At 42.8% G+C, this 26,477-nt stretch carries 23 protein-coding genes; 4 read left to right on the top strand and 19 right to left on the bottom strand.

The genetic code is table 11. From position 1 onward, the window contains the following. Positions 1-69 precede the first annotated feature (69 nt). The 8 genes from MHI06_RS21785 to MHI06_RS21820 all read right to left on the bottom strand — a co-directional run bounded on the left by MHI06_RS21785 (position 70) and on the right by MHI06_RS21820 (position 12,744). The gene (locus MHI06_RS21785) at positions 70-3,228 is read right to left on the bottom strand and encodes a glycosyl hydrolase (protein WP_340399079.1); all 3,159 of its coding nucleotides are present in this window, start codon (positions 3,226-3,228) and stop codon (positions 70-72) included. Between the two features lie 211 nt (positions 3,229-3,439). Next, positions 3,440-4,555 carry a UDP-galactopyranose mutase gene (gene glf, locus MHI06_RS21790; RefSeq protein WP_340399080.1) on the bottom strand — a complete coding sequence of 372 codons (1,116 nt, stop codon included), beginning with the start codon at positions 4,553-4,555 and terminating at the stop codon, positions 3,440-3,442. Between the two features lie 111 nt (positions 4,556-4,666). Then, entirely contained in the window at positions 4,667-5,683 is a 1,017-nt protein-coding gene (locus tag MHI06_RS21795; protein ID WP_340399081.1) for a glycosyltransferase family A protein, read from the bottom strand. A 27-nt stretch (positions 5,684-5,710) separates the two neighbouring features. After that, complete coding sequence (locus MHI06_RS21800; protein ID WP_169481299.1) at positions 5,711-6,310, bottom strand: hypothetical protein; 600 nt, start codon at positions 6,308-6,310, stop codon at positions 5,711-5,713. Beyond that, positions 6,276-8,696: a glycoside hydrolase family 2 TIM barrel-domain containing protein gene (locus MHI06_RS21805; protein WP_340399082.1), complete on the bottom strand. Its 2,421-nt coding sequence runs from the start codon at positions 8,694-8,696 to the stop codon at positions 6,276-6,278. The genes MHI06_RS21800 and MHI06_RS21805 overlap by 35 nt, the downstream gene beginning before the upstream one ends. A gap of 16 nt (positions 8,697-8,712) precedes the next feature. Next, the gene (locus MHI06_RS21810; RefSeq protein ID WP_169481301.1) at positions 8,713-9,135 is read right to left on the bottom strand and encodes a hypothetical protein; all 423 of its coding nucleotides are present in this window, start codon (positions 9,133-9,135) and stop codon (positions 8,713-8,715) included. 5 nt (positions 9,136-9,140) lie between these two features. Then, positions 9,141-12,080, bottom strand: a complete 2,940-nt coding sequence (locus MHI06_RS21815) for a glycoside hydrolase family 3 C-terminal domain-containing protein (protein ID WP_340399083.1) — start codon at positions 12,078-12,080, stop codon at positions 9,141-9,143. 34 nt (positions 12,081-12,114) lie between these two features. Further along, on the bottom strand, positions 12,115-12,744 hold the full coding sequence (locus MHI06_RS21820) for a hypothetical protein (RefSeq protein WP_340399084.1): 630 nt from the start codon (positions 12,742-12,744) through the stop codon (positions 12,115-12,117). A 242-nt stretch (positions 12,745-12,986) separates the two neighbouring features. Between MHI06_RS21820 and MHI06_RS21825 the strand changes: the two genes are divergently transcribed. After that, complete coding sequence (locus tag MHI06_RS21825) at positions 12,987-13,706, top strand: LytTR family DNA-binding domain-containing protein (RefSeq protein ID WP_169481304.1); 720 nt, start codon at positions 12,987-12,989, stop codon at positions 13,704-13,706. Further along, a complete protein-coding gene (locus MHI06_RS21830) occupies positions 13,699-15,030 on the top strand; it encodes an ATP-binding protein (RefSeq protein ID WP_340399085.1) in 1,332 nt (443 codons plus the stop codon). The genes MHI06_RS21825 and MHI06_RS21830 overlap by 8 nt, the downstream gene beginning before the upstream one ends. Positions 15,031-15,149: 119 nt before the next feature. On the opposite strand, the gene MHI06_RS21835 is transcribed toward MHI06_RS21830, so the two are convergent. From MHI06_RS21835 to MHI06_RS21865, 7 genes are all read right to left on the bottom strand, one after another. Next, on the bottom strand, positions 15,150-16,292 hold the full coding sequence (locus tag MHI06_RS21835; protein ID WP_340399086.1) for a DUF4179 domain-containing protein: 1,143 nt from the start codon (positions 16,290-16,292) through the stop codon (positions 15,150-15,152). Further along, positions 16,282-16,830 (bottom strand): sigma-70 family RNA polymerase sigma factor, encoded by a 549-nt coding sequence (locus MHI06_RS21840; protein ID WP_340399087.1) that lies wholly within the window; start codon positions 16,828-16,830, stop codon positions 16,282-16,284. The genes MHI06_RS21835 and MHI06_RS21840 overlap by 11 nt, the downstream gene beginning before the upstream one ends. A 177-nt stretch (positions 16,831-17,007) precedes the next feature. Then, on the bottom strand, positions 17,008-17,409 hold the full coding sequence (locus MHI06_RS21845; protein WP_340399088.1) for a hypothetical protein: 402 nt from the start codon (positions 17,407-17,409) through the stop codon (positions 17,008-17,010). A 36-nt stretch (positions 17,410-17,445) separates the two neighbouring features. Continuing rightward, positions 17,446-17,772, bottom strand: a complete 327-nt coding sequence (locus MHI06_RS21850; RefSeq protein WP_340399089.1) for a hypothetical protein — start codon at positions 17,770-17,772, stop codon at positions 17,446-17,448. Positions 17,773-17,786: 14 nt separating this feature from the next. Then, positions 17,787-18,434 carry an SMI1/KNR4 family protein gene (locus tag MHI06_RS21855; RefSeq protein ID WP_340399090.1) on the bottom strand — a complete coding sequence of 216 codons (648 nt, stop codon included), beginning with the start codon at positions 18,432-18,434 and terminating at the stop codon, positions 17,787-17,789. Between the two features lie 27 nt (positions 18,435-18,461). Continuing rightward, entirely contained in the window at positions 18,462-19,142 is a 681-nt protein-coding gene (locus MHI06_RS21860) for a hypothetical protein (protein ID WP_340399091.1), read from the bottom strand. Positions 19,143-19,171: 29 nt separating this feature from the next. Further along, positions 19,172-19,633 (bottom strand): DUF6386 family protein, encoded by a 462-nt coding sequence (locus MHI06_RS21865; RefSeq protein WP_340399092.1) that lies wholly within the window; start codon positions 19,631-19,633, stop codon positions 19,172-19,174. A gap of 182 nt (positions 19,634-19,815) precedes the next feature. Between MHI06_RS21865 and MHI06_RS21870 the strand changes: the two genes are divergently transcribed. Next, positions 19,816-20,193 (top strand): PilZ domain-containing protein, encoded by a 378-nt coding sequence (locus MHI06_RS21870; protein WP_036617371.1) that lies wholly within the window; start codon positions 19,816-19,818, stop codon positions 20,191-20,193. Positions 20,194-20,262: 69 nt separating this feature from the next. Here MHI06_RS21870 and MHI06_RS21875 read toward each other — a convergent pair whose 3' ends face one another. Together MHI06_RS21875 and MHI06_RS21880 are read right to left on the bottom strand one after the other, a co-directional pair. Next, the gene (locus tag MHI06_RS21875) at positions 20,263-21,606 is read right to left on the bottom strand and encodes a uracil/xanthine transporter (protein WP_340399093.1); all 1,344 of its coding nucleotides are present in this window, start codon (positions 21,604-21,606) and stop codon (positions 20,263-20,265) included. Between the two features lie 50 nt (positions 21,607-21,656). Further along, entirely contained in the window at positions 21,657-22,244 is a 588-nt protein-coding gene (locus MHI06_RS21880) for an ankyrin repeat domain-containing protein (RefSeq protein WP_340399094.1), read from the bottom strand. 183 nt (positions 22,245-22,427) lie between these two features. On the opposite strand from MHI06_RS21880, the gene MHI06_RS21885 reads away from it, so the two are divergent. Beyond that, positions 22,428-23,333: a LysR family transcriptional regulator gene (locus tag MHI06_RS21885; protein WP_340399095.1), complete on the top strand. Its 906-nt coding sequence runs from the start codon at positions 22,428-22,430 to the stop codon at positions 23,331-23,333. 72 nt (positions 23,334-23,405) lie between these two features. On the opposite strand, the gene MHI06_RS21890 is transcribed toward MHI06_RS21885, so the two are convergent. Further along, a complete protein-coding gene (locus MHI06_RS21890; RefSeq protein ID WP_340399096.1) occupies positions 23,406-25,268 on the bottom strand; it encodes a beta-glucoside-specific PTS transporter subunit IIABC in 1,863 nt (620 codons plus the stop codon). 128 nt (positions 25,269-25,396) lie between these two features. Further along, on the bottom strand, positions 25,397-26,248 hold the full coding sequence (locus MHI06_RS21895; protein WP_145323608.1) for a PRD domain-containing protein: 852 nt from the start codon (positions 26,246-26,248) through the stop codon (positions 25,397-25,399). Positions 26,249-26,477: the final 229 nt, after the last annotated feature.

A 26,477-nucleotide genomic window follows, 5' to 3' on the forward strand; every position in this document is an offset into this window, starting at 1 on the left:
AGTATTTTTTCATAATTAAGAAGGGATGTCTCACAAGGCTTACGACCTTGAGGGCCATCCCTTCTCTCACTAATCTCGAGCCTTCTTGTTACTACGTAGAAGTTTAATAGGTTCTAATAAACCGTAGGGAGTGCCTTGGTATTCTAATGTATAATCTTCATCTTCGGGATGGAATGACCACCAGTCAAGCCAGTTTGGATGGGCCTCCTGTTGATGAAGTGGACCGAACAGATTTCTTGGACTTCCAACAACTTCAACCACGACTTTATTCTTTTGCTCCGTCAGGAGGGTGGGATCTATGTCAAACCATGCCTCGCATTTCCACGGAATGGTCTTACCTGTTGTGCCGTCCAACTGGATATCAAGGAGAACAGCCGCATATTTACCAAACTCCAATCTGTATCCGTTAACTGATTCGATACCCTTTTCAATCTCAAAATCATAGTTCATACTGCCACAATAGTAAGGATAGCCTTGTATACGCCAGTCTCCGTAAGTTAGATTGTCAGGCTCACTCACTATTTTACGATTAGGGTCGACAGCAAAATCTCCAATAATATATGCATTCTCCAATTCCATATCGCTACAATACGAGATCAGAACAATTAACGTATTGATGCCCTCATGCAATCCTGATAATTTAATTTTTTGCATACGCCGATCCAAATAATATCCTTCTGGCTCTTGATCCAAGCGGGTGCCATTAAGCTCAAAATCGAAACGATCTGCATCTTCAAATACCACAAATACATCATTCGCTGGCACATCGGCAACCACAAATGTAAACCTGAGTTCCAGCGGGGCTTCATTGCCCGGATGATCCTCATGAATCCAGAAGTACCTCTGCAGGTTTCCGTTGTGGAATACCTGACGCATACCCAGTCGTTCACGAATCATACGTTGGGCCCTCCACACCTCCATGGGCTCGGACCATGGTTCCTTCCCCAGGCGAAACTGGCATTGATCAAGAATAAGCGCATTAGGCTCAGTTCTTTCAAACGAGACAGGTTGTAGCTCTGAAATGTACTCATTGCTTATCTCAAACATGGTATGATCTTGATCCGACACCTGATTCACGTCAGGCATTTCATCGTTGATAACGGTTGCAATTGTCTCTTGATGGGTTGAAATGGGTGACACAATATACAGCCTGGACTGTGCTGGTCCGAATGTATCGCTGAAGCGTATCTTGCCATCTTTCTTATGAACTGGACGTGGAATCATTTCTCCCGACCAAGCGTCCCATTCTTCCAGGTGTTGCCCTTCTGAGATACAGATTTCCACTTGATGGGTGTTATTCCGATCGTTGTTTACAATAAAAACAGTCGAGCCATGTTGCACCTGCCGGTGCATGTGCAGAAAATGCTTTGCTTCCATGCCATCCTTATCCTGAATGCTTACCGCACGTGATGTTTTCTCGTCCAACAGAGGCATCAGTTCAGCAGAATCTTTGAATTGAATATAGTGGCTATGCTTATATAGCTCATCCAAACGATGCAAATTTTCTGACCTGCCATCTACTAAGTACGGCACTTCCCCAAATGCAGCAACAATACCCCCACTATCCATAAATGAAAGCAATACCTCAAGTGTTGAGGACGTTACGTTGTGCACAGAAGGTAGAACAACAAGTGAATATTCTGCTTCACCCACGTATAGCTGGCCTTTCTCAGCTCTGGCGAACTCTTTCATTATAAGCTCATCACCCAGATCATAATCAACATGCCATTCAACCATGCGGTTGACGAATTCGTTGAACGATTTATCATAGTCTGTCAGCATCGATTCATTACCGGCTGTATTCTTCCATGAGGATATGTTCACATTTTGTCCCAGATGTGACCACACCGATGAGGCTGGATGAATCACGAGCACATTCCGAGTTAATTTCCCCTCACTTAAGACCGATCCGAGTCTTGCATAATAATCCTCCATGCGCCGATTATGATTCCACCAGTTCATATGATAATTGAAGGATGGCGGATAATCCCGCTTACGACATCCTCTGAGTGAGTACCAGGATAGATGATGAGTCAATAGATTAATACCTAGAGCAAATTGCCAATCCCCGATCCATCTTCGACTCTCAAAAGTTAAATCCCAGCCTGTCACACCATAAGTTTCGGTGATTACTTGTTTCTTACCAAGCTGATTCGCAACACTGGACACCTGTTTGATCGTTAAATGTTCTTTTGTCTGCTCTCCCAGTGTATCAATGCCCGGTATGTGCAAATATCGATAATGAGACATCACTGAACCGCTATGACGAGTCTGTCCGACGATGCTACCTTCGGAATGAAAATGTCCAGTGAACTGAATGCCATGTTCTTGGCACCACTCCCCGATTTGTTTCGTATACGATTCGCTGAACGTTTCGGTCACGGTCAACCAGTAGTCATATCGTATTTGTGTAGAAAGAGTGCCTTGAAAAAAGAAGTATGGAAGCAACGTCCATATGGAATACCCTCTTCTGAGTTCGAACTCGTGCGCGAACACTTCGCTCCATGCAATCCAAGTCAATTCTGGTTCATTCATACGTTCGGCAAAACCTTGGATCGTCGGCTCATCGGTAAATATCCCCGGAACCGTTTTTCCGAATTCTTCTCCAACTGCTTCCCTGTAAGGTTCATAGTTGGTCTCAATAAATAACTTTACCGTCTCAGGATTCATGAGATCCGTGTAGGTGTCCCCATGACACCAGTCGTTTTTATCAGCGATTCTCACACGGAAGATGAGATAGATCTCATCTTCCGCATGAAGAACCACTCCGACCTCATTCTCTGCCAGTTGCCTCAGCTCCGTGATGCTTCCCCCTGTTATGATAGCGTGATATATGGCAGCAATGGATGTATCTTCTCGTTTAAAGGTACGGCTCATATCTAACGTCAGTGCCTTGGCACGTACCTTATCGCCGCCTTTACTCGCAACCATTCCACCACCCATTCCTGAGGAATATCGATCTTCATCGTACAACCAGGCAGAGATGCCTGACTCCTTCGCCTTAGCGACGCTATCCTTGATCCGTTGCATAAACTCTTGGCTCAGATAAGGTGTTTCCAAGCCCTCACGCACATGCATCATAAAACCGCCCATGCCCTGTTCCTTGAAACCATCAATCTGGCGATTCAGCTCCTCCTGCTCCAACTTGTCGTTCCAAGCCCAGAATGGAACCGAACGAAACGAATGACCTGGATTTAAAAATGCACGCTTCAATATGTCCGGATTCATGTGTCACCTCACAATGTACAGATTGATTAACCGTATTATTTGTATTTCTGAACGCGTCAGCTACTCCACTTTCTATCTAATCTCTATTTTTCCAGTGTGGAATACGCTTTCATTATTTGGTGTATGTAGAGATAATATAGCACAAAGTGATATTACGGAAGACTGTTGTTGTGTTGATCATAAACAAAAAAAAGTCGCTTAATAGCGACTTTCAATGGGATTGCCCGAATTCCGTCCTGACTGCATTCAATGCAGCCGCAATCACTTGATGCATATCATAATATTGATACATTCCTAGACGTCCACCCAATATAACATGTGGTGATTGCTCTGCAAGTTTATGATATTTTCTATATTTTTCATTATTACTGTCGTCATTCAGAGGGTAATAGGGTTCGTGGTCTTTGCTCCAAGCTTGGGGATACTCTTTCGTTATAATTGTCTTGGACTGCTTGCCGAATTCAAAGTGTTTATGCTCTATAATTCGAGTGTATGGTGTTTCGGAATCGGTATAATTTACAACTGCGTTGCCTTGGAAGTTTTGCTGATCTACAGTCGTGGATTCGAATCGTAAACTTCGATATTCTAACTCACCGAATGTATAATCAAAAAATTGATCGATCATTCCTGTATACACCATTTTTGAGGAGCTTTTTAAATAGAATTCTTTGTTGGAAAAAAAGTCCTGATTTAGTTCTACCTCGATCCGTTCACTCGACAACATTTTTTCGATGATTTGGGTATACCCGCCAACAGGAATCCCCTGATATCGGTCATTAAAATAATTATTATCATACGTGAATCGGACAGGGACACGTTTAATAATAAAGGGAGGCAACTCTGTTGCTTTACGTCCCCATTGTTTTTCTGTATACCCCTTCACCAGTTTCTCATAAATATCCGTTCCAATTAATGAAATGGCTTGTTCTTCGAGATTTTTTGGATCTTTAATCTGTGTTGCCTTTATCTGTTCCGCAATCTTCAATTGGGCTTGATCAGGGGTAATCGTGCCCCATAACTGATTAAATGTATTCATATTAAAAGGTAAATTGTATATTTCACCTTTATAATTGGCGACAGGGCTGTTCGTATATCGATTGAACTCCGCAAATTGATTGATGTAGTCCCAGATTTCCTTACTATTGGTGTGGAAAATATGCGCCCCATATTTATGAACATGTATGTCCTCTATAGGTTCCGTATAGATATTACCGCCAATATGGTCTCTTTTTTCAATAACCTTTACTCGTTTTCCCCGTTTGGCTGCTTCATAAGCAAATGTACTGCCGAATAATCCGGAACCTATGACTAAATAATCGTACTGCATGTACACTCACCTTACCTTTCATTCGTGTATAAGAAAGCAATTGATATAAAATAACCTGTGGATTCTATACGTATCCACAGGTTTGAAGATGATAAACGTTGTATTATACTTTCAATTAAATCCCACAATCTTCTGTGATAATTTATAGGCAGCTACTGACATGGTGCGACCCAAATGACCCGGCATATTCATCAATCTTCCCATGGCTCCATACCGGATACTATTGTATAATTCAATATCTTTATCCTTCATGTACTTCCACAGTTCTTTTTTCGTTTTTAGATTTTCCTTCTTTCCTGAACGAATCAATAATATGGTAGAGATCACGGTTATTATTTCGAGATGGTTCAGCATATATTGACGAAGTTTCAGGCTTTTAATTTCTTCCATATTGATCTGATCGATCATGAGTTTATTTACTTTCAGCTGTTGGTCAATTCGTTCAATCATCACTTTTTCGTTGACGGATTGATCTTCTCTTCCAATGAAATAGCGGTAGAAATCGACATTTACATAATAGATGCGCTCCACTTTTTCCAGCGGTTGAAACACAAATAGATTATCCACATAAAACGTATGCTCTGGAAGTTTCAATTTGCATTCTTTCAATAGACTCGTGCGATAAATAATCGAATGCATCAAAATATACTGACCTTTGCGAAAGGGTTTAATATCATCCCATGAGAAAATGCATCCTTCAGGAAAGTTTTTTCCGTACTCCATCACCTTTTTGTACTTTTTCCCTGTTTTCTCATAGACAAAATTACTTACAACCATGTCGACTGTTTTATCTTCCGCTACCAACGTTTTTAGTGTTGCAAGTATTTCTTTGAAGGCACTCGGATCAATCCAATCATCACTGTCAACAACCTTTAAGAATAATCCAGTAGCAAAACTAATACCTGTATTGACCGCTCCACCGTGGCCTAAATTTTCTTGGTGTACGACTCTTACAATGGATGGATACTTCGCCTCATACTGATCTGCAATCCTTTGGGTACTATCGCTAGATCCATCGTTAACAATAATGACCTCAAGTTCTTCATCGTCAATTAGCAAGCTATCTATACACCGATCCATGTAATCCTGCGAGTTAAAACACGGTATTACGAAAGATAATAGTTTCATAACAAACCTCTTCTTAGTATCTTGTATTTATCCTATTGTTATCTTGTTTTTCTTCTCTTTAAATATGATTTTCAATATCGGGAAATATACCCAGAATGAAATGGCGGCATTAATAATCATGGTGATCAGATCCGCCGTTGTCTCACCAGATCTTCCAAATCGTTCGATAAAGAAGCTGTAGATCGGTTCCTTATACCACCCCTGAAGGGCTCCTGCACAAATGGTAATCAAAATATAAGCTACAAGATACCAGAACGCCGCTTTATAAATGTTCCCTTTGGATCGGAAGGTGATATTTCGTTGTGCAAAGAAATTAATGATCTGAGCAATAGCCAAGGTTAATTGGACAGCAATGAAGTAAGCTAGACCTCCACCTCCACCCGATGCAATTGAACCCGCTGGATAATTGAAAATATAGTAAACTGACCCGTCAAAATTATGACCTAGCGGAAAAAGTTGAAAAGTATAGGCTTCCATACTGCTTCCGCTAAACATGGCCTTTAACACAGGCATAAGGACCATCTGAAAAACGGTGATGCCATTACTCAAGATTAGAAACATTAAAAATTCTGCTAACTTGGGATGCCTATCTCTATAATTGTTCCAGCGCAACCTGATTGCTTGCATACCGATCACTTCCTTCTAATTTCACGTTAAAGCTTAATTGGATAGGTTCAGTCTGATTGGAGGTGATGGTCAATATTCCTTCGCCAGCTGTTCCGTGTGTCTTGATATACGTACCACACATACCACCCTCTGCGACGACACAGTCTGGTCCTACGATTTCTATCGCACCTTCCGCTTTTAGAAATAAAGGTAAATGAGAGTAGGTTGCATTATTGTTATTGGCATCTACTACTCGAATACGAACTGACGCCATATCATACGTGTCAGCTTCGACTAATTCCGCAGCACTAACGGTGGTTTCCACATGAATACTCGCGTTAGATGATTTCACAACCTCTGCGACAACCTTTCCTTTTTTCACAGCTTCAAAACGATAGACAGGCGCTGAAGCTCCCCAATTCTCGATGTACTTGAAAAACAAACGATAGAAGGTGATCGGCGATACAAGGTGACGACACATGACCCACACTGCTTTAAAAATATATTTTACAGGTAATGCAGTTCCAAAGCGCTGGATAGCTAATAGGCTCTCTTTGATGGCATCTGCTTTCTTACGGGAATACTTCTCTCCTTCTTCAATTACGTTTCCTACGGTGTCATAGAATTCGATCGGTGGATGTGGTAAATAACGATACTTTTGGTTAACCGGTTCAAACTCCCGGATCATGATCTCATTCTTATACAGCCGGACTTGGTCCGCATTCGTGAAGATGTAGTTTTCACCAACAGCGCCACCAGGGTAATCTCCGATATGCATATCTGAACCCACTTCCAGAACAGGAGCATCTTCTGAGAAACTGGCGTAGACTCTGGCAGCAAGCTTCGGGTTACGAAACATGTCCATCACGCCGTGATAACAAATGCGATCCCCAGATCCAAAATCACCATGGGTTTGATAATCAAACATACACCAGCCGAAAGAGCCTGCAATGTCTTCTCTTTTATATACTTCATTCAAGACATTGGCGTAACGCATAGCATGAGAAAGACGGCGAGAAGGCTCATCTGTTGCTTTTGTTGGAAACATATGACCATTAAATTCGGAGATCAAATACGCTTTGTTTTTACTTGGTGAAATCAACCACCTTGGTAATAGTGCACCGTTCTTTCCAGTATGAGAAAAATCATTAAACCCATAGACATCTTCTAATAGATTACTTCTCCACAGGAAGCGAACTCCACTGGTCTGTCTGCTGTGATCCAAACGGCGAGCGATTTCATTGGTCTTTGTATATAGAACGTCATCATCTTGCGACTCATTCAATCGAACCCCCCACAGAATAATGGACGGGTGATTACGATACTGCAAAATCATTTCTTCCACATTTTCACAAACGATTTGTTTCCATTCTTCATCGTCTTTGATATGTTGCCAACCTGGTGTTTCGGTAAACACGAGCAAGCCTAAACGATCACATGCATCTAGAAAATACTTGGACTGAGGGTAGTGCGAGGTGCGAACTGCATTAACATGTAGTTCTTCCTTTAATATTCGTGCATCCTCCACCTGCATTGACGCAGGCATGGCATAACCTACATACGGATAACTCTGGTGGCGATTCAGCCCGCGAATCTTATATTTTTCACCATTCAAATAAAATCCATCATAGCGAAAATCAATTTGGCGGAATCCGAAAAATACATTATATTCGTCGATTATTTCTCCATTATGCTTTTTAAGTGTTGCTATCAACGAGTAAAGATAAGGAGTCTCCGGGCTCCACACGTTGCTATCAGGAACATTAATTTTGCATTCTTTAAGTTCTGACCCTGTTACATTCAGGGTTGTATGGGCAACTATCGTTTGCTGTTGATCTAACAAGCTTAATTCCACAACGTGTGTTGAATCAGGATGACTAATGGTAACGTCGATCAGTGCTTGGTTTTTCTCCGGTGTTCGAACAAAAACATCTTCTACATAGCTTTCATTAGCAACTAACAACCATGCTTCACGATAGAGTCCACCGTAAGTCATGTAATCAATGACATGACCAAATGGCGGTACATTTGCATCTTCTCGTGTATTCAGACGAACGACAATTCTGTTCTCGGCTCCGTACACCAGTTTATCCGTTACTTCTACTCGAAAAGCAGTGTATCCGCCATTGTGAGTTGTTAGCTGCTCGCCATTGACAAATACTTCTGCTACGTGAGCGGCCCCATCAAACTGAAGAAACAAACGCTGACCTTTCAGTGAATCCGGAACCATCAGATGACGTCTATAACCACAGATCATCTGACAAGCGCTCTCTTCCATGTAGTGTACAGGGACTTCTTTACAAGTATGGGGCAGCCTTACGGCTGTCCCCTCACATGTAAAGTTGAAAAATTCATCAGTAATATTCTCTACAAAACTCCATCCATCACAGATACTAATTTTTCTCATTTATGTTTCTCCGCTTTCATTTTGAAGTATGAACCGTATGGTTTAACCCTTCGGACTTGGATTGTTTCATAAAACAAGAGATCAGTGCTGCAATGGTTCCAATCGCAAAGGCAATACCAAAGACCAGAACAGCTTGAGGATTCCCTCCAATAAAGTTAACTCCGTTCACAACATCTGATAATGTCGGGAACCCTAAATAGAAATGCATGGATAATGCCACTCCAAAAGAAACGGCTGGTAGAATAGGGGCAAAGAAATAGTTTTTAAGCAAAACCAGCAATTCTCCTAATACGCCAGCAATAATTAAACCAAAGGTGATGAAGGAAAAGGTGCGATCACCATGATTAACAATGAGAAACACAATGTTAGCTACCAGCATCAAACTTGCAGCCATAAATCCGATCCAAAAACCCAGTGTTCTGTCTTTAAATAAGACCATTTAGGTTAAACCCCCTTTATCCTTCTTGCATAGCCAGTTCTAATGAACAGGATTAAACTCAACAGCGTTAATGCACCAAGTGCATAATTTGTAACTTTCAAAAATGTTTGCCACCATGGTACAAAATCTTCTACTTCGGTTTCGGCGGATAGACCATTAATCAAAGTAGAATTAGCTAAGGAATAATAGAAGCCTTTATTCGCTCTTCTTAACTCCTGCAATACGTAACCATCCTTGTTACTTGCAAGGTATTTGTGAATTTCACTGGCACGGGCAGTATCCGCATTAAACGTATCTGTTCCAGCAACAAGTGATTCCACAGTTGGGATATTCGGGTTACCCTTAACTGAATCTGTAATCGTAACCCCTTTGAAGCCCCATTCATTTCTAAGCACTTGTGTCAGTGTTGCATGATCTGCATAGGCCAATCGTGCACCAATTCGCGAAAATGACATCATCGTACCAAGCGCTTCTCCTTTGGTGAAGGCACCCTCAAATGCTTTCAAAGGACCTTGACGATAGGATTGTTCAGTTGCAAATGTAGCTAACTCGCTTCTATTCGTCTCTTGATCATTGGCAACAAAGTGTTTAATGGCAGCGGTTAACCCCTTCGCTTGCATTGCTTCTGTCTGAACTGCACCCATGATATAGCTCAGAATGCTATCTTCAGAATAATATTCAAAGTTACGTCCACTAAACGGAGTCCGGTGTAGATTGGCTCCTGGTGACCACAGCTGTGTCGTTCCACTGAACAAGGCATCCTCTGCGATAAAATCACCACGTTCTGCTATGAGCTGTTGGTTCCATGTTGATGCTGCTACAATTTGACTAACATGTGCCGTAGACGGTTGACCATTATTAAATAAATAATTGGATTGGGCGCCTGAAGGTCCATCTGTATTTTTGTTGGCAGGTTTATTAATGGACTTCACAGCTGGTTGTCCAAAATTCTCCCCGATCGTCGCACTCAGCTCAGCAACCGTTAATTGACTCAAAAACGTATTCCATTTCTCATCGTCATCAAACGGAACGTCCTTCATATCAACCAGTTTCAGCCCTGCATCTACACCTTGGGCAAAGCTATCATATGCTGGGGCATCACTAGGCTTTTGATATTTTTCGTTATACAATACTTCTTTTAATTTATCGGTAGCCTCAACATCGGTGTATGCTTTAGGGTACGTGTCCCAGTCATTACGTGTTAAATACGTAACTGCATTTTCAGCGAAGTAATTATAATCAATATCTTCATATTGATTGGAAACCACTTCATCTGTTTGTTGAGATTTTGCGTAGGTCACGTTGTCCAAAGTTTCTAACGGTACAGAGACTGCTTTATTTGCATCTCCATCTACCACTGAACCATCAGCCAATAACAGCTTGCCTGCTACTGCTGCACCTTGCTTATTCGCCATCACATTATTGAGAGCGTCATGACTATCATTACCAATTGCAAAATAGTAGTCCCCTGGATCAAAGACATAGCTCCCCTTCTTGCTGGGATCAGCCCCATTTTCAGCGTTCTCGTCATAGGTTGCAAATAAATAGTCATCAATGGTAACAGTGACATCTTCAGATTCACCTACAGCCAGTTCACTCGTTTTCCCGAATCCAACTAACTGAATTGCCGACTTCTCTGCTTGCCCTTCTTCATATGGAAGTTGAGCATAGACCTGTACGACTGATTTGGACTTTCCTGTATATGCTGATTCCTGAGGATAGCCCTCATTCGTCACCTTAACCTGAGCCGTTACTGTTTTGGCATTTCTGTCCCATTCAACCGAAGTTAACTGCTGAGTGAAATTAGCATAGCTCGTTCCATAACCAAATGGATATACCATTTCGTCAGCATAGCTCCAGCGTTCTTGATTAACAAAAGCACCTGCGCTGCTGTCCGCATTATTCAGACCCAAGACAGCATCGTGATATCTTGTTTCGTAGTACTTGTATCCTTGATAGATTCCCTCTGCCTGGATGATATAATGACCATTATCATTTGAATATTGAAAATCGCCTGCATTTCTTACCGCTGGTGCAGACAAGGAATCTGCTGCAAAGGTATCCACGAGTCTACCTGAAGGATCAGCCGCACCTACTAATACATTAGCTACACCTGTAAAACCTTTAAGACCCGGATTTCCGATCCACAGGGCAGCGTCGACTCCGTATTCCTGTTCTTCAAGCCAACCTAGTTCCATCGCATATGCACTATTGATGAGAACAACAATCTTCGAAAATTTTCCGCTATCTTTGATCATTTTCAATAGATCTTTTTCTGTGTTATGAAGTGCCAAGTAAGACATACCGTCTCTGTCGGTTGTCGCTAAGTCTTTACCTTCCCCACCATCACGGGACAACATGACAATAGCCACATCATTGAAATTATCTTGGTATGTTGCTTGCAAGTCACTGGTATAGAAGTTTTTGTCGACTTCACCAATGAACCAATCCGGAGATGCTTTTGCTCTAGCCACATCACTGTTCTTGTAAGCATCCAACAACTTGTCATTAATGGTGAATCCAGCTTCCTTCAAAGCGTTGTATAAATTAACCTGACGTTTCTCATCCATACCGGGTCCACCAGAGTTCCCGCTAAATACCGGATCTGCCGTCGCCCGACCAAACAAGGTAACACTACGTTCTTCAGCACGTAACGGCAGAGAGGATTGGTTATTTTTTAAGAGAACCGTTCCTTCTTCCATCGTTTGCACGTCATGTTTATCTGAATCAACTAACATCTCTGCTAGACCCTGATCAGATAACTCATATTTGCTTTTATAATACATGGAGCTCTCATCAGCTTGGATCACAGGCGGAGTGATTTTAAGAAAAACATTCACTTGACCACTCCAACTCATTAGCAACTCCGTCATGAATAAACTAAAGGCTAAAAGGAATGCTGAAAGCGCGGTCAATCCGCGCCATAATTTTTTTTTGCTTTTCAATGCAGCTACCTCCTACAGAGTCCATTTATTTAACTTAATGTGTTGCTTCTTCGCTCTCTTTAAGTACCGTATAATCGAAGCTTGCTCTTGCAGGGTCAACAATGATAGAAGTTGCCGGGAATGATACAGATTCAAGGTATTGCTCTGCTGTTAAGGCTGCTCCTTCTCCACCAGCTGCTTGCCCCATTTCATCCGTCCATGCGAGTGTATTCAAATAGCCAATTGGGTTTGCACCTGCCGAGTATGAACTATTCACCATCACGGATGTGGGTTGGGATAATTCAAGTGTACGTAGCCCATCTTCGTCTTTTACAGTTACTGTCCCATAATATTTAGTGATGTCCGCTCCTCTAGGTACAACATCGTATTCGCCGCTATCTTCAAATAGTAGAGCTCCCGAAAAAGAAGTACCTGTGGATGTTAAGATGTACGTATTATCTGCAAATGTCTCAATGGATTGAACGCCGAAAGTGGCTCTTTTGAACGTATGTTCTGGGTAAGCACTTGTGAATGCAACATTAGTCGTAGACGCATAATACCCTGTAGGGTTATTGGATGCACCCGACTTTTCTCCATCTGTTCCACTTCCGCAAGCTGTTAATGCAACCAACATCATAACCATACAAATTGCTGTGAAGGCTGTTTTTGCTGTTCTTTTCCCCATGTTGCTATCCCCTTTTAATCAAGTATTTGTATACGCTTTCTCAAGCGCATATTTATTGTATGGGGTAACGCCGGTTGTTTGTGGTATTTGGCATAAACTCAAAGAATTAACGAAAATTCACGATTGGGTTTTTAGTTTGTGAGGTTTTTTTTTAGTTTGCGCTGAGTTTTAGGTTGTATTATTGACAAAGAGATGCTTGCTTTCTATAGTGAACATACATTAGAGATAAAACTGAGGGGTGAATGATGATTATCAAAATCGCTATTGTAGAGGATGATATCAATCAAGCGCGTTTGTTAGAAAGTCATCTGACGAACTATAGTGCTGAAAAAGGACTTTCCTTCAATATTGTGCATTTCTCTCAAGCTGTTGCACTATTAGAGAATTACGAGTCCAATTTTGATATCATCTTTATGGATATTCAATTACCGTATATGAACGGAATGGATGCTGCGCGTAGTATCAGATTACTTGATAAAAAAGTAATTCTTATCTTCATCACCAATCTTACCCAATATGCTATTCAAGGATATGAAGTGGAAGCGCTTGATTATATGTTAAAGCCGGTGGAGTACTTTGATTTTGCCTTGAAAATGTCACGGGCCATGCAAAGGCTTAACGATAATCCCAAAGATGAAATACTTATCCCTTCGGACAAAGGAATGCTCAAAGTTTCTCCCAAAAGCATCCGCTATGTTGAAACGGAAGGGCATCATGTCATTTATCACTCGGTAGAAAATAGCTTCCGGCAGTATGCCACGATCTCATCCATCGAAAAAAAAATGCACGGGTATGATTTCTTCAGATGCAATAATTGTTACTTGGTCAATCTGGCGTATGTGCAAAGAGTACATGGATACACTGTTACATTAGATGGAGGCGTTGAGCTGCGGATCAGTCAGCCCAGAAAAAAAGCCTTTGTTAATAAACTAATGGAATATGTGAGAGAAAAAGATGAATAGTATGATTTCTGATTTTTTGGTTGTCTACTCCAAACAGATTATCATTCGATCGGCTAGTTTGATTGAATTTGTGTTTTGTATTTTTATTTTGACGCTGCCTTATCAAAAATCAAAAGGGTTTTGGTTAAAACTATGTATCATGGCTAACTTGGCGATTCCACTTCTATTGTTGGTATCTTATATGAATTATCATTATCCCTATCTATTTCCTGGAGTCATAAGTACTGTTGTCTATCTTTTCGTTTTGAGTGCTTTATGCTTACTATTTAAGGAAAACTTTTCAGAACTATTGTTTTGTCTCTGTGGCGGAATTGCGATCCAGATGATTGTAGGTCGGTTCTATGAAATATTCATTATTGTATTCAAACAAAATCCGTATGAAACACTTTCCCCCTTCAAGGAAATGGTTCCGTTACGGGATTGGTTAGTGTACTCCTTGACACATTGTATTTTTAGTATTTCACTCGCTTTACTTTTTCGTCGAAACAAAGTCTATGAACACGATAGAAGTAACAAGGTTTTAATTGTTATTTTTTCATTGATCTTTATTTTCGTCACTGTAATCATTAACTCGTTAAGTCGCTCCTTCGAGGGTGAAAATAGTATCTTGGATTTCATCATTCGAATTTTTTCAATTCTGTATGCTTTACTTACGTTATTATTTCGCACAAGAATATTAGAAACCAGCAAACTAAAACAGGATTTATTAATCATGGATGAACTACTCTATGTGGAGAAAAAACAGTTTGATAATATGCGAAGTGAAATAGAACTGATTAATATGAAATGTCACGATCTCCGTCAACAATTGTCAAATATCAGTTATAAACTGACACATCAAGAACTCGAGTCATTGAATGCTGCTATTGAAGTCTATGATACATCGTTGAAAACCGGTAGTGATATCCTCGACGTAATTCTCTATAAAAAGCAGCTTTATTGTGAAAAAAATCAGATTCGAATGAGTTGCATGGCTGATGGCCGATGTTTATCATTTATTTCACCCACTCATCTATACTCCCTCTTAAGCAATGGAATAGAAAATGCACTGGAGGCTGTCCAATCCGTAACCCATGATAAGAAGCGAACGATCTCTATTGCAATCGGAAATGAAAGCGGTATCATATCTATTCATATCACTAACTACTTTAATAGTGACCTGATTATTAGAGATGATGTGATACAAACGAATAAGAAAAACACAGATCGTCATGGCTTTGGTATTAAGAGCATGCGTCATATTACGGAACAATACAACGGAACTTTAACGTTTCACACGGACGAAGATATTTTTTATCTTCATATTTATTTCCCTAGATACTAAACAGCAAAAAAACGATCAAGGTACCGAAAGTACTTTGATCGTTTGGCATGAAAACCTGACTAAAAACCTCGGCTAATACACCACCCAATTCGAATAAGAGTTATTCCAAGTAGTTCATCTTATTTGATTTTGATCCCCAGTTCATCATTCTTGGCTTCCTGTAAATCATCATAGACCTTATCTGGTTTGCCACGAAGTTTTAATATCATCGACTTCGGATTGTCCAACAGATTGCTGCTGAAAGAATACATCATTCCATCTCCTGTTGCGCCCCCGCTTACCATGGATAAATTGGTCTGTTTCCCGTTTTTAGTGGTTGTTACAATCTCGAGAGGCTGAACGACCTCACTGATCAACAACTTTGTTTTGTAATCGATCTCTTGCTCCGGCTCAAAAACAAATCTAACCCGAGTCACAAGCGGTGATAATTCCACTTCTGACAACATAACTTCATAACCCCCAACGGTAAAAGTACGATTAACGTTCAAGATTTCCGTTTTGGGGATAGAGAATTTGGGATCCAGTGCAAAAGAAAGATTCATTTTTTTGGAAAATTGATATTTCCGTTCCTTCTCTCCGTTTTCCGAATATTCCACCACATCCGGAACAACGGAAGAAAGCTGGAACTGAAGATTCACTTGCTCAGGCAACGGTTTGTTTCGATTTCGTTCAATTGTATTCCGACCATAGATAGTATGTTTATCATTTGAGAAATGTACCCCTCCTATATTTCCGTTATCAAGGACATAACCTGTTCTTGCATCCGTCATCTTGGTATTGACGATCGAATATATCTCTTGTGAAGCATCCGTTCTGGCGGTATACAATACGGTTATCCTGTTCTCATCTGCCATAACTGCATTCACGGTAAACTGATATATGCCCGATGTAACCGTCTGATCCACGAGTTGCACATAACCATTATTGAGCGTTGAAGTAATCGTAGCACGTTCCATATCCGAAGTTAGCCGGCCACGGAAGGGCTCTAGTACTCCCCAATGGGTTACAGGCTCAGTATATGTTGCCGTTTGTTGCCCATAGTTTCCAAGCGGGCCTATAAGAAACCAACCTGCAGCCAAGACCGTAACCAGCACTGCCGTGATCCATTTGATACGAACGGTCCTACCTGAGCGTTTTGTTCTGGCCTTTGCGAGACCACGTTGAATTGCCGCAGTCGTGTCCGCCGGATTCCAGTGCTGTTTCTCTCTTTTCACCTGATATGCATCTGCAAGAAGTGCTTTTTCCTCCGGGTTAGTGGTCATGCCAATCCCTCCTGTTCTTCATCAACTTGCGCAACTGCTGGAGCCCCTTATGCTGCCAGGTCTTGATCGTACCTTCCGGTTTGCCGAGGATGGAGGCAATATCCGTCAGTGTCATGTCGTTATAATATTTCAGCAATAATACATGGCGATATTTCGGTTTCACCTTTTGCAAAAGAGATTCCATAGCGATTCGATTATCATCAACGCTAATCATCCAAGACGCCGGAATGCTGTCCTCTATATCCTCCTTCGCCAGAGGTGTCGCCCGCTTGCGGCGCCTCTGTTCATCGATGCAGACATAGATCAGAATCCGAATGATCCAAGATTTGAACGCCTTCTCATTGTTCAGCGTACGCCGTTTGATCCAAGCCCGGCACGTCATCTCCTGTACCGCTTCCAGCGCATCTTGCCGATTACGCAGGTAACTGTAGGCGATGGAAATGAGCGTATCTTGATGTTCCATAATGGATTGCACAAATGCCGTCTCGTCTTCGGTCTGTACATATATCCTCTGGTTCATCTCTGCTTTTGTTTCCACCCCGCATCCCTCCTTCTCTCTTTCTGTGGTATAAGACGGGTGAGTGAAGCAAACGGTTTTTAATATATGTTCATCAAAAAAAGCTCCGCCATCATCATGAGGGAGCTTGATTACATAGCACTTCGGCCGCCGGTATACTGATTACCTACACGCATGAACAATCCAAGATCATCTAACTTACAGATTACCCGTTACTTCGATCCCATCAGCCAATTGCAGATGGTTTCTCACCCAAGCCGTGAACTGATTCAAAAACATCCGTAATTCTGGCTCTGCAACAATCTGTTGATCCAACTCTGATAAAATCCCCACCCACACTTCCTTTGTAATCGGATTCTCCCAGCAGGAATCAAGTGCCTTCAGCTCTTCTCCAGTTCGCGGGTCAGTTAAGGGAAAGGCGCTATCTAATGCAGGACGAATGTAGTCAAAGTCTTCATGATATATGAACAGCATGTTTTCCATCTCTACTTCGACCGATTTTTGTATGTATAAAGGGGATAAAACAAATCCCACATTCCGTTGCGGACCTTGATACTGGTATATGAGCGCAGGAATAGTCCTCTTTGATTTTTTAGCCATATAGAATCCTCCTGTTTCAGGCAAATCTCCTACCGATCAGAGTTCAAACCAGATTAAACCGCCATCAACCTGCCTGCTTTCCTGCTCCATCTGTTGCATCCAGCCCCGCGCCTCTTCACCCCAGATATGAAACAAACAGTAGATATACAACGATCCGTCCGCAATCTCTTCCACGCCTGAAGCCTCTTCGATCCACACTTCCAGTGCTCTAGGCCAGGAAGGATCTTCACGTTTTAATACAAAGCCGTTGGCTTGGGGTTCCAGACTATACATATCGGTAAACGTTAATGCACCTGCCAGACGCTTCACAACTTCAGGTAAAATTGCAGGCTGCGTTGTTCTGATCCCGTATTCCCAGCCCATATGTATAACCTCCTTCAGACTTCGTTTGCTCCAGATAGTTGCTTTTGTTCATGCATTTGATGGATTGAACGATCCAACCACAACTCATACCAGTCCAGAAAATGTAGTCGATTCGTATTGCCCCAATACTGATCAGGATAAATTCCATTTCGGTTGGCCCGGTCATCAACCCATATTTCTCCGTAGGAGGCTCCCTTAACGATAAGATTCATGGAAATAGCACAACCAAAATCACTGATGCGCAGCATGCCTGCTGACCATTTTGGATCAAGATATTCATGTTCCAGCGCCTCCCACTCTTCTTCTTCCTTGCTGTCATCGAACCAGTCATAGTTCCAGTTCCATGCTTCCGTGAATTGAAAAGGGTCCGAGATCGCATTCAGCTCATCATCATAACCCAGCACAGCGTATACGCCGTCATCCGGGTTTTCCAGACCATAATAAGGTCCTGCACCACCCGTTCCCATATGAAGAAGCCATGCCTTATACTCCTCCGGCAACTCAATTCGCCATTTCTGTTCAAATTGTGTGATATCCTCCTGCGTCCACACAGGTTCCATTTCATATTCATGGTTTTCTGCACCGAACAGGTCCAAATCCGGGTCCAGACTTCGGAGAGTGATCAACTTTTCACGCATACGTTCCAGTTGTACATTGTACATGGCCTACTTTCCTCCTTCACTACTCCATTACGTCTGTTCCACGGCGTACCCGCGTTGCTGCAACTCATCCAGTGCTGCTACCACATCTCGCTCAGGGCACAACTGCTTGATCAGACTGGCAGTCACCGGTTTTTCTTCATATACTTCAGCTACGGCTTCCAACGACAGATCCAGCAAGTCGTAGTACCCTTTTGCCCAATCAACGTAATCTTCCGAGTTCTTCTCTATATATCCAAGTAAAAATTCTGCACCACCTCTGGCGTCCGCTTTGTCTTCCTCGGTCATCGCCAGCTGAATCCAGTTACCAACCTTCCATGACAAGTCGTCCCCTTCCTGCCATAGGCAAAAGGTCACATCCTCCAGATCCAACGTTTCTTCCTGATCTCGCAGAACAGCCATCAACGTCTCCGGTACTTCATCGTACATGCCTGGGTAGATCTCACCATCCTCACGAGCATGCGGGCTCAAGGGTGACTCATGATCGAATCCTTTGATCAACGTGCCAGAGTTCGTAAACAATACATGCAGATGATCACCTGCTCCATTATCAATGCTTCCCCACGCCACACTTGGCTGAAGTTCGGCTTCATAATGATGAACACGTAGCCATTCTTTCTCCGAAAAGATGATATCCAATGCAGCAAGTATTCTCATCCGTTTACGCAAGCTATCTGCATTCATCATGGTTGTGTCGTTCCAATCCTGCATATGAAATGCCTCCTGTTCACATATGTACACTACATCCGAATTAATTCATCCAAGGTGTTATTTCCCTGTATACTTGGTGTCATGACAATCGCGATCCGACTGGCTTCTCTGGAGACGATACACGCATAATTTCCGGGCTTTAACTGAAACAGAACCCCTTCACACGACTCATCCGGCTCCAATTCACCACCGGTGACATCATCCGCCGCTCCCAGATAGACGTGCCCAGACGGAACTTGCAGATGATACACCTTTTCCCGTTCCGCTACGCAATCTGAATCTCGATCTGAGTCCTCCAAGCTCCATTCCACATCATACACTCCATCCGCACCCAGATTCAGGAACAGACAATGGCCTGCATTCACCTCAGCCAGCTCATCCTCCGGAATGGACCACCAGTCCGAAGTATCCTCTACACGGTGCCTCAACGCCGCCAGATCATACAGGCACAATGTTGCCGTGTCTGTAACCATTTGAAATGTTCCTCGCATATTCATCCGCCCCTTCTGTCTGATTCAGGTCTGAACTCAGAAATATATTCCATCATTATATCAAGCCTAGTACACGTGTAAAAGGAGCCCATGGACCATCTCTGCTTTCGCAACTCTTCATTTCTCGCTCCAAACGGTCGATATAAGCATAACTGACTTTTTTGAACCTGATGGAGGAAGCCATGTCAATTAACAATAGAAAAGAACCCTTTCGCTACACATTGAAGGAACCAATCCACTTTGAGATCTATATTCTCAGCATCAACGGGGTTAACGCACCAGCCAAACCCATTCAGGCCGAACTCTGCGATATCAGTCGATCCGGCTGTCAGCTGTCATTTCCGCTGTCTCTTCCTGTAGAGAATAACGATATTCGGATTGGAATGAATATGTTGCTCTTTGAAGACCCTCTATATATGGAAGGCACTCTCCGCTGGGGTCAAGAAAAAAACACCTCATGGCACTATGGTGTTCAACTCGAAATGCAGGATGGGAACCAGGATCGTCTCTCCCGAGAGATGCGAATGCTTGCAGGGCAAGGAAAAATTATTGTGAAATAGTCATATAGCCTGATAACAAAAAACAAAAAAACAGCCCAATCAAATTGGACTGTCGCAAGATGAAACTCTTTATGCCGCTTTACTAGCTGTCACTGGTTGTTCCATTTTGGACCAGTTCACTGTTTTTTCAAGTACTAATGATACCAGCACTCCCATCACGAGACCATTGCTTATAATGGGAATGAGATACATGGGCAACGTTTGAAAGGCTTCTGCAGGAATGTTCATTACAGCAACTCCAGTAAGTACCGGCAACGCTACACGATAGATCGTTTTCGAATTAAAAGTCGTACCTTCAAGCGTTCTTAGTGCCGTGCCGAACATCTGCAGATAGGCCACGAACAGAACAGCACTGCCAACGCTTGGTGGTATTTGTGCAAAAAAAGCTGTAACCGAAGGTGTAAGACCCATCATACATAACAAACCGGCTCCAATAATAAAGGCAGCCCGGCGCAGAATGCGAGTACTCTCTAGGAACCCGATTGAAGATGCAAATAAACCAAAGGGCAACACACCCACACAGGCTGACAACATCGTGAACAGACCCGTTAGCGCATAGGACCGCTGATATTGACGGCTTGTCGTCTCTGCCCGATATAACTTCTCGACTGTGCTTAATGTGGTGATCGAATTCGTCATATTAACCAGTCCCACAAAGAAAGCAGTAATGACGATCCCCGGTTCCCATCTGGGTACTCCCCACGGAAACAGTTCAAGACCTGCCAGGGTCTGATTCGGCTGTCCGCTATGCTGTCCAGGGAACAATAGACTATAAGCGATCCAGCCTGCCACAATCCCAATCAGGATCGCGTAGTTCCCCAGTTTCCCCCTACCCTTCAATTGAATCCATGCCACCAGAAATGCAATGACAACGGATAATGCGGCAACAGGCAGATCGAAGCGGCCAAACTCCGTATATCCAATCATACCTTTGAAAAAATTCATGGTTAATTGAATCGTCATCAGAAACAGCATGGCACTCTTCACCATAGGTGTGAACAGCTTTTGCAGCACTCGCGCTGCCCCCAGCCAGCCCAGAATCATCATTGTCAGTCCCGCTAACAGAAAACCTGCAGCCAGTCCACCGCCAATACGCTCAAGACTCATACCTGCTGATGAAGCAGATACCGTCAAGCTTAGTGTTAATCCCCACCATAATCCTGACGGACCATCCATGACCGCATATCGATGACCAAATACGGCTTGAAGGATACACACTGCTCCGGTAAGTATAAATGCGTGCTGCATCGATGCAGCGATCGCATCCGGGGACAGATGAAAATTATGTCCAATGGATAGCGGAACAACCACGGTATTGGTAAACAGGAAGAAAAACCACTGTATGCCCGCCAAAATCAGTGAAGATATGTCCTTCATATTCTTTTGTGAAAAATGCTCTAGATGTCTGTTCATTCGTTAGGAATATCCTTTCACTGTTCTGTATCATAAACGTATAAGTCGCTTCAGACTTGAATTAATAGTCGTTCCATTTCGGTATATTGATGCTTGCGCGCATGTGCAAGCGGTGTAATCCCGTCCCGATCCGCAATCTTTGGATCTGCACCATATTGTAAAAGCAAGGCAACAATCTGCTGGTGACGCGGCCCACCATCTCCCAAAATGACCGCTTCCAGCAAGGCTGTCCACCCCAGGTTGTTGATATGGTTCACATCCACATCACTGCGTGTCAGCAGAAGCTCCACAATGTCCACATGGCCCCGATCCGCTGCTGGGATAAGAGCTGTGCCGCCAAAACGATTTGTTAACCTCGTATCTGCACCTGCTGTAATCGCCAATTCGACCATGTCATACATACCCTCAGCACTCGCGTATAACAGCAGGTTGTCCAATCGTGCATCCCGAAGATTAATGTCGGCTCCGGCGTCCACTAACATCCTTGCCGTGTCTATCTTGTTACCGTGTACCGCTGCCAGCAGAGGTGTCCGCCCCAATGTATCCCGTTCGTTCAACCGGTTACCCTGTTGTGTGATAAATCGAATGACCTCATCGGTATGGCCCGCTTGAGCAGCATCATGTATTGTTCTAACCACGTTGTTTTATCCTCCAATTCAAGGTCTTTCTCATGCAGTAATATTCATATAGAAACCAAACCCTGTTAGTCAGGTATGCAAATCTAATGTATGGTAACATAAGATCGTAGTATATTAAAAATACATGTTTTGTTGGCTTTCCATACGAATTACATATACATTGTAGGCAAAGGAGACAATCACTTGGATATCAAACAATGTCGCTATTTCATTGCCATTGCCGAGGAGAAACAGATTACAGCGGCTGCTCGAAGACTGCACATGGCTCAACCACCTTTAAGCCAGCAGCTTAAGCTAATGGAGGAAGAGCTTGGCGTAATTTTGTTTGAACGCAAAGGGCGCATGATGGAACTAACGCAGGCGGGTCGCAGCTTCTATGATTATGCGGTTACCTTGACCAAATATATGGAGGAAGCTGTAATGGAGATGCAAAGTTTCCGTCACGGCATACGGGGTAAACTTACCATCGGCATCAATACCATATCGGATCGCCTGATCCCGCAAGCACTTCAGCAGTTCCGCACTACCCACCCACAGGTTACCTATAAAATTCAGCAAAATGAATCTGCGCAATTATGCCGATTACTGGAAGATGGCAAAGTTGAACTCGCCTGTGTACGCATGCCTGTCCAGACCGAACGCTATGAGGTGCTGCACCTGCCACAGGAGCCCCTTTTCTATATTTCTTCAACACCGCTGGATAGCTCGAAGAAGATGGTTCTAGGAGCGGAGTTGGGGACTTATTTTGAGCAGCTTACGGGTATTCCTCTGCTGCTTCCAAGTACAGAAGGACTCGGTATGTTCGAGCTGATTCTGGACAAGTTCCGGGAGAATCAGGTCACGCCCTCCATCATGGGCGAGTGCTCTGACATTAATATGTTGCTGGAGCTGGTCCGACTCGGCTTCGCCAGTTCAATCGTGCCTCACACGGTGCTGCAGCTATATCAAGATCATCCTTTCCACGTATACCGCATTCAGGATCAGCATTCCACGGTTGGCTCGGCGCTCGTCTGGCTGCAGAACCGTTATTTGTCCAAGCCTGCACAACACTTTGTGCAATTGGTTCAGGAGATGCTTCCCGTGGTCTAAACGTTTATAAGCAAAAAAAACAGCAGCTTTACCGGATCACATTCCGGTGAAGCTGCTGTTTCGTTCTTATGATTAAACTTTAGCTGTGAACAACAAGTCTTTTTCTTTGATCGTAGTGCGACCAGCAGACTCAATGGACTCATATTGATGCATGTTCGTAATAATGACTGGTGTAATCGTTGTGTAACCGGCTTTTTCAATCTGTTCCCGGTCGAACTCCATCAGTACATCACCTACGGCAACCTTCGCACCTGCTTGAACTTTAGGAGAGAAGAATTGACCTTTCAGCTTCACGGTATCAATCCCGATATGAATCAACATCTCTGCGCCTGTATCACTTACCAGACCAATGGCATGTCCACTCTTCGATAACGAGAACACAGTTCCGTTGATCGGAGAAACAACGCGGCCTTCAGTTGGTTGAATCGCGAATCCTTTACCCATAATCTCTTCAGAGAATGCAGGGTCTGGCACTTCGCTCAGCGGTTTAACTTCACCAGTGATCGGGCTGAATACTTGCTCATCTTGTGCTTTTACTTCTTCAGTTACAGCAGGAGCAGAAGTTGTTGCTGCTGGTGCAGATTCAACTACATCTTCGAATCCGAGAATGTATGTCAATACTGCTGAAATTACAACAGCAAGCACAATTCCGATTAAAGCATATACAAATGTGGGGCCAATAATCATCGGAATACCGGAAAGTCCTGCAAGTCCTCCAATAACATAAGCTTTAGTTTGGAAGAAGCTTATGAACGCGCCACTAATTGCCGCACCAATAAGAGCTGCAACAAAAGGCTTCTTAAATCTCATATTAACGCCATACATCGCAGGTTCTGTAATCCCCATGAGAGCTGTAACACCTGTTGATGCGGACAAAGATTTAATTTGTTTATTTTTGGATTTCAGGGATACACCAAGAGCACTACCAGCTTGTGCAAAGTTTGCGATCATCATAAGTGGAATCAGATAATCGTATCCCAGCGTAGCGATGGATCCTATCATGATTGGAACGAGAGCATAGTGCATACCTGTAATAATCAAGAGCGAGAATGCTCCCCCAACAAGTAAACCTGCAAACAAACCCGCGTTGTTGAACAACCAGTTGATTCCATCTGTTAGACCATTACCGATAATAACACCGAGCGGTCCTACAGCAATCATCATTACAGGTACAATGACTAGTAATGTAACTGTCGGAACAATGATCAGCTTCAGTGAAGCATGAGTCACTTTATCAATAGCTTTCTCCACATAAGAAGCCAGCCATATCGCAATCAGAATCGGTATAACTGATGAAGCATATGTTGCTGCTACAACTGGCAATCCGATAAATGTTACGTTTTCACCTGGTGCTAACAATGCCGTAATCGTAGGGTGCATAACGGATGCACCAATCGCCGCACCAATATACATGTTGCTGCCAAGTTTACGTGCTGTACTGATCCCCAGAATAACTGGCAAGAAGTAAAATGCACCGTCTCCAATAGCGGACAAAATAATATATGTTGAACTTGCAGCATCGATCCACCCAAAGGTAAGTAGCAAAGCCACGATTCCTTTGATCATACCTGCCCCTGTGATAGCTGGGAGAATTGGTGTGAATACGCCTGATATGAAGTCGAATACAGCACTCAACGGATTTTTCTTTTTACTGTTTGTACTCGAAGAAGCCTGACTCGCCTCTGGGGATTTGGACATGTTGCCTACAAGTGCATTGTACACGACAGGCACATCATTACCGATGATGACCTGGAACTGTCCACCGTTCTCCATGACACCCATAACGCCTGGTGTATTTTTCAGCGTCACTTTGTCCGCTTTTTTGTTGTCATTCAGGTTAAATCTGAGTCTTGTCATACAGTGTGTGACTTGATCAACGTTCTCTTCGCCACCAACAAGTTTCAAAATATCCTTGGACAATTGTTGTGTATCCATTGTGTTTTGCTCCTTTTATGTGTAATGAAGGTTTAAAAAAAACCTAAACACTGAATAATGACAAAGCAGATAAGCTTATCATTATTCAACGTTTAGGTTTTGCCTTTTTAGCAGTAACAATCCCAAATTTATTCGATTGTTTGTTCATTTCTGACAACTCGTTCAATATGAATGGTCAGATACAGTATTTCTTCCTTGGACAACACCCGATTATAGATCTTACGAGTATAATCACTGATCCTTACTGCACATGCATGTGCTTCTGGATATTGCTTGCTCACCAAGTCATGAAGCGGATTATCTTCTTCTTTATCTTCAATCGCCATTCCTTGCAACACACGTTGGGCAAAGAACTTCAGATGAGTTAAAAATCGATAATAACTCAATGAATCTTCATCAAGCTCGATTACAAAACTACGTCTTACAATGTTAAGTATGTCCTTAACGATATTCGTAATGCTGATGGTTTCCCTCATCTCGCCGTTCATCTGGGCATTAACCAGATGCATCGCAATGAATGCGCATTCGTCTTCGGGAAGCAGGACACCTAACGTTTCCTCAATAATCTGTAGCGCCTTAAGTCCAATGGCATATTCCTTCCGGTACATGCGCTTGATCTCCCAAAACAATGCGTTACGGATCTGCAATCCTTGACGATGTCGATCAATGGCAAAATGAATATGATCCGTCAGTGAAATGTAGATGCTCTCATGCAGCTTCTCACCTAACACCGTCTCGGCATAACGGATAATCTCATCCGAGCACTCGACATATTCAACCGGGATATCAGACAGAAGTGTTTTAAGTTTCTGTGATACTTCCTTACTTTCAAGCGAGAATATTTTTTCGACGAGACTCTCGTCTATTGATTCACCAGTATGCTTTTTGAAGGCAATTCCACGTCCCATAACGACCAGTTCGTTTCCTCCCGGATCAATTACGGTAACTACGTTGTTGTTCAGCACCTTCTCAATTTTCATTTCTTCACATCACCTTGCACCGTCAAAGTAGTAAAAGGCAAAACCAAAGCAGGTCACGAAATATGCCCTGCTTCTGGTTTTGCCTGATTGAACAGTAACAATCCAGTATTCATTAGCCTTAGGCCCATCTTACCATATAATTATCCATATGACAATGTTTTTGTGAAAGCGGTTAATGTGCGTTAATGTGACATAAGAAGGTACTTGTACAACTATGCTTGAAGAACTA

Source organism: Paenibacillus sp. FSL H8-0079, assembly GCF_037991315.1.
Taxonomy (GTDB): Bacteria; Bacillota; Bacilli; order Paenibacillales; family Paenibacillaceae; genus Paenibacillus.